Origin of the sequence: Amphibacillus jilinensis Y1, from assembly GCF_000306965.1 — a bacterium.
GTDB lineage: Bacteria > Bacillota > Bacilli > Bacillales > Amphibacillaceae > Amphibacillus_C > Amphibacillus_C jilinensis.
Genome location: NZ_AMWI01000070.1, coordinates 1 through 3,675 on the forward strand (window position 1 = coordinate 1; position 3,675 = coordinate 3,675).

Annotated in this window: 6 protein-coding genes; all 6 read left to right on the top strand. The window is 36.8% G+C overall.

What is annotated here, in order from left to right:
• Positions 1–349 (top strand): PTS sugar transporter subunit IIA (locus tag B494_RS18680; protein ID WP_033193448.1); only part of this gene is annotated, 349 nt, incomplete at its 5' end.
• A gap of 27 nt (positions 350–376) precedes the next feature.
• Positions 377–808, top strand: coding sequence for a transcriptional regulator GutM (locus B494_RS0100360; RefSeq protein ID WP_017470369.1), 432 nt, complete (start codon positions 377–379; stop codon positions 806–808).
• Between the two features lie 13 nt (positions 809–821).
• Positions 822–1,370: a PTS glucitol/sorbitol transporter subunit IIC gene (gene srlA, locus B494_RS0100365; RefSeq protein ID WP_017470370.1), complete on the top strand. Its 549-nt coding sequence runs from the start codon at positions 822–824 to the stop codon at positions 1,368–1,370.
• A gap of 19 nt (positions 1,371–1,389) precedes the next feature.
• Positions 1,390–2,394, top strand: a complete 1,005-nt coding sequence (srlE, locus tag B494_RS0100370) for a PTS glucitol/sorbitol transporter subunit IIB (RefSeq protein ID WP_017470371.1) — start codon at positions 1,390–1,392, stop codon at positions 2,392–2,394.
• Positions 2,395–2,482: 88 nt separating this feature from the next.
• Complete coding sequence (locus B494_RS0100375; protein WP_017470372.1) at positions 2,483–2,848, top strand: PTS glucitol/sorbitol transporter subunit IIA; 366 nt, start codon at positions 2,483–2,485, stop codon at positions 2,846–2,848.
• 55 nt (positions 2,849–2,903) lie between these two features.
• Entirely contained in the window at positions 2,904–3,587 is a 684-nt protein-coding gene (locus B494_RS0100380) for a fructose-6-phosphate aldolase (RefSeq protein WP_017470373.1), read from the top strand.
• The last annotated feature ends 88 nt before the right edge of the window (positions 3,588–3,675 follow it).

Here is a 3,675-nt window from a genome sequence, read left to right on the forward strand (position 1 = left end):
AAATGGCTATCTCGATAAAGGATTTCTTGATAGGCTAAGCGATCGAACAAGCAAAGGATCAATGGTGATTGGTCGTGACATTGCCTTTCCTCATACATTTAATAAAAATACTGATAAAGTCATGTTAGCAATAGGTGTCGGGAGTGAGTCTGTATCATCAGGTGACCAGTCAGTTAAGCTTATCTTTCTATTGGGCATACCCGAAGCTGAAAATACGGAAATGGAAAATCTGCTTGTTAAAATTTACGATGAGATGGTTACTATAGCAAACCAGCCTGATCTAATCAAACGTCTTGCCCAATCAGGAGATGTAGATGACTTTAATCAAAGGTTAAGACGATCTATATAATGAAAATTTAGTAGGAGGATGATGATCATGCTTTGGCCACTTCTTGTATTAATTGGGGCTAGTTGGCTTTTACAAAGTCTTTTGGGTTTCATGCAAATTAGACATTTTAATAGGAAATACAGTGAGTTAAGATCTTTAGGTCGCGTTGTCATAGGTAAGAAAACAGGTTTATTTAAAGCTGGAACTGTTGTTATGTTTGCGATCGATGATCAAAACACTATTTTGAAAGCGAGCAAAATGCAGGGGACCACGGTTTTCTCGAGAGTCAAAGCTATGAAAGGGTATAGTGAGAAATCATTTTTAAATTTAAAAAATGAATCATTAGCTAAAGAACACAAATTAACACGGTTAGCAATTCATGATGCAATCAGCAATTTCGATATTATTCGTCGCGGTGGAGAATTACAAGTTAAGAAAACGTGGCTAGATCATTTGTTTTCAAAAAAATTGAAAGTATGAAAGGATGAGCATAATGGATGTCATTATTAATGGTGCTGAGAAATTTATGGACTTATTTCGCCATGGTGGAGAAGTCTTTGTAGGAATGGTAACAGATATTGTACCTCTTTTAATTATGTTATTAGTTGCGATGAATGCCATTATTAAATTAGTTGGAGAAGAGCGCGTTGAAAAGTTAGCCAAAAAATCATCGAAGAATGTTTTTACCCGCTATTTTGTTCTACCGATCATCGGTACGTTTGTATTAGCAAATCCGATGACGCTTTCGCTAGGTAAATTCTTACCTGAACGTTATAAACCAAGTTATTATGCAGCGGCATCATTTTCTTGTCATACGCATAACGGATTATTTCCACACGTTAACCCAGGAGAGCTATTTGTCTTTCTAGGGATATCAGCAGGTATTACCACGTTAGGTTACAGTATAACCGAACTTGCTTTACGTTATTTCTTAGTCGGTATCTTTACAAACTTCCTAAGAGGTTGGATAACGGATTTGACAACAAATTATGTGTCTAAACAGCAAGGAGTTAAATTATCTAAATCTGTCGAACTAAAATAATAAATGGGTGGTGACGAAGATGAAACAGTATCAAGCAGTAAAGGTTACAAAGGGTGCGAGCGGTTTTGGTGGTCCCCTAATTATTGAGCCTACAGAGAAGAAAAATAAAATTGTATATATTACAGGTGGTGAAAAGCCTGAGTTAGCTGATCACTTAGCTGAACAAACAGGGGCAGAGCTCGTCAACGGCTTTAAAACGAGTGTGCCAGAAGATGAGACAGCATGTGTGATTATTGACTGTGGCGGGACGCTAAGATGCGGGCTGTATCCTAAAAAACGTATTCCTACGATTAACTTAATGTCAACTGGTCAAAGTGGTCCATTAGCGAAGCACATTACAGAAGATATCTATGTATCAGGTGTAAAAAAAGCCAATGTGATGTTGATTAATGGTGATGAGCAAGCGCAAATGCAGGATTCAACAGTTGATGATCAGAGCGATATAAAGGATACCAAATATACAAGTGACAAGAAAATTAGTGAGCAAGCGAAACCTAAAGGATTAATGGCTAAAATCGGAATGGGAATGGGTTCAATTGTAAGTATGTTCTATCAGGCGGGACGTGATACCATTGATACAGTAGTCAAAACGATTTTACCATTTATGGCATTTGTATCCTTGTTAATTGGTGTTATTATTGAATCAGGTATTGGTGATTTATTCGCTGAATTTTTATCACCTTATGCTGGATCTATCTGGGGCTTGATTTTAATATCATTAGTTGTATCTTTCCCGCTATTGTCACCATTTCTCGGCCCTGGAGCTGTTATTGCTCAAGTTATAGGTACCTTGATTGGTGTTGAAATTGGTAAAGGTAATATCCCTGTCAATCTAGCATTGCCAGCATTATTTGCGATCAACTCACAAGCAGCAGCTGACTTTGTTCCCGTTGGTTTGGGTCTAGCAGAAGCAGAGTCTGAAACGGTTGAGGTTGGTGTACCGTCAGTATTATATGGACGTTTCTTAACGGGTGCGCCTACTGTATTTATTGCCTATCTTGCAAGTTTTGGTATGTATGAATAACGCGTTTCATCACTAAAAAAAGATAAAGAATGGAGGGTATCAGCATAGAAAGGTTTGGTACCCTCTACAAAATAGGGAGTGACAATTTATGATAACAAAATACAAAACAACGATTAATCAGATAGGGGAGATGGTTGAAGATATTAAATCAGAAAACATGCTCATTTTATTTGGTGATGATGCACCAGATGAATTAAGAGATTTTTCTTTATCTATTAATGTCAATGAGATTTATCAGTCGTTTGTAGTCGGAGATCGTTTAATATTGGGAGACGCTTCTTATGAAATTACAGCGATTGGTGATGCTGTCGAAACAAACTTATCAGCACTAGGGCACATCACATTGAACTTTAATGGCGCAACAGAGGCTGAATTACCTGGAACACTTTACTTAGAAAATAAACCGATTGTTAATGTTGAACCAGGTTATCATGTGAAGATTGTCAACCGTTAAAGCAGTCAAACCATTTTGAGTTGATAACAAGTTATAAATAAACGGAGGTGAATCGATGGAACTTATGTTAGATACTGTTAATTTGGAAGCGGTAACACATTGGGTGGATAAAGTAGAAGTTTCAGGCGTCACATCAAATCCAACGATCATAAAAAAAGAAGGAAAGGTTAATTTCTTTAAACATATGAATACGATACGCGATTTGATAGGAAATGAACGATCTTTACATGTTCAAGTAGTCGCTGATGATTTCCAAGGTATGATAAAAGATGCTGAGATGATTGTTGAGAAAATTGACGACAATGTTTATGTAAAGGTTCCGATTAACGAAGAAGGCATAAAGGCTATTCGAGAATTAAAGCGTCGACACTTCAATGTAACAGCTACAGCATTATATACGACCTTTCAAGCTTATCTAGCGATTGAAGCGGATGTTGACTACATTGCTCCTTATTATAATAGAATGGAAAACTTCAATATCAATCCACAAGATGTTATCAAAAAAGCTTCTTTAGACATCATTAATCATAATAGTCAGACAAAGATCTTGGCTGCTAGTTTTAAAAACATAGCACAAATTAACGCAGCAGTTGAAAATGGAGCCCATAGTGTGACCGTTGGTTCAGACGTTTTAGATCAAGCTTTTTCATTTCCAGCAATAAGCAAAGCGGTGGCTGATTTTAAAGAAGATTGGCGATCATGTTACGGTATAGACAATCTACACACAATAGAAGGATGATCGATTAAAGTAGAGGTTTGCACTGTCCTGGAACGTCTAATATCATATATTCATTATATTCCATTATGATCTTTTAGAAAATGCGCAT

What these genes read in the sequence shown, in the direction of transcription:
- B494_RS0100360 (WP_017470369.1), top strand. Translation starts at nt 377, where the DNA reads ATGCTTTGGCCACTTCTTGTATTAATTGGGGCTAGTTGGCTTTTACAA.
- srlA (WP_017470370.1), top strand. Translation starts at nt 822, where the DNA reads ATGGATGTCATTATTAATGGTGCTGAGAAATTTATGGACTTATTTCGC.
- srlE (WP_017470371.1), top strand. Translation starts at nt 1,390, where the DNA reads ATGAAACAGTATCAAGCAGTAAAGGTTACAAAGGGTGCGAGCGGTTTT.
- B494_RS0100375 (WP_017470372.1), top strand. Translation starts at nt 2,483, where the DNA reads ATGATAACAAAATACAAAACAACGATTAATCAGATAGGGGAGATGGTT.
- B494_RS0100380 (WP_017470373.1), top strand. Translation starts at nt 2,904, where the DNA reads ATGGAACTTATGTTAGATACTGTTAATTTGGAAGCGGTAACACATTGG.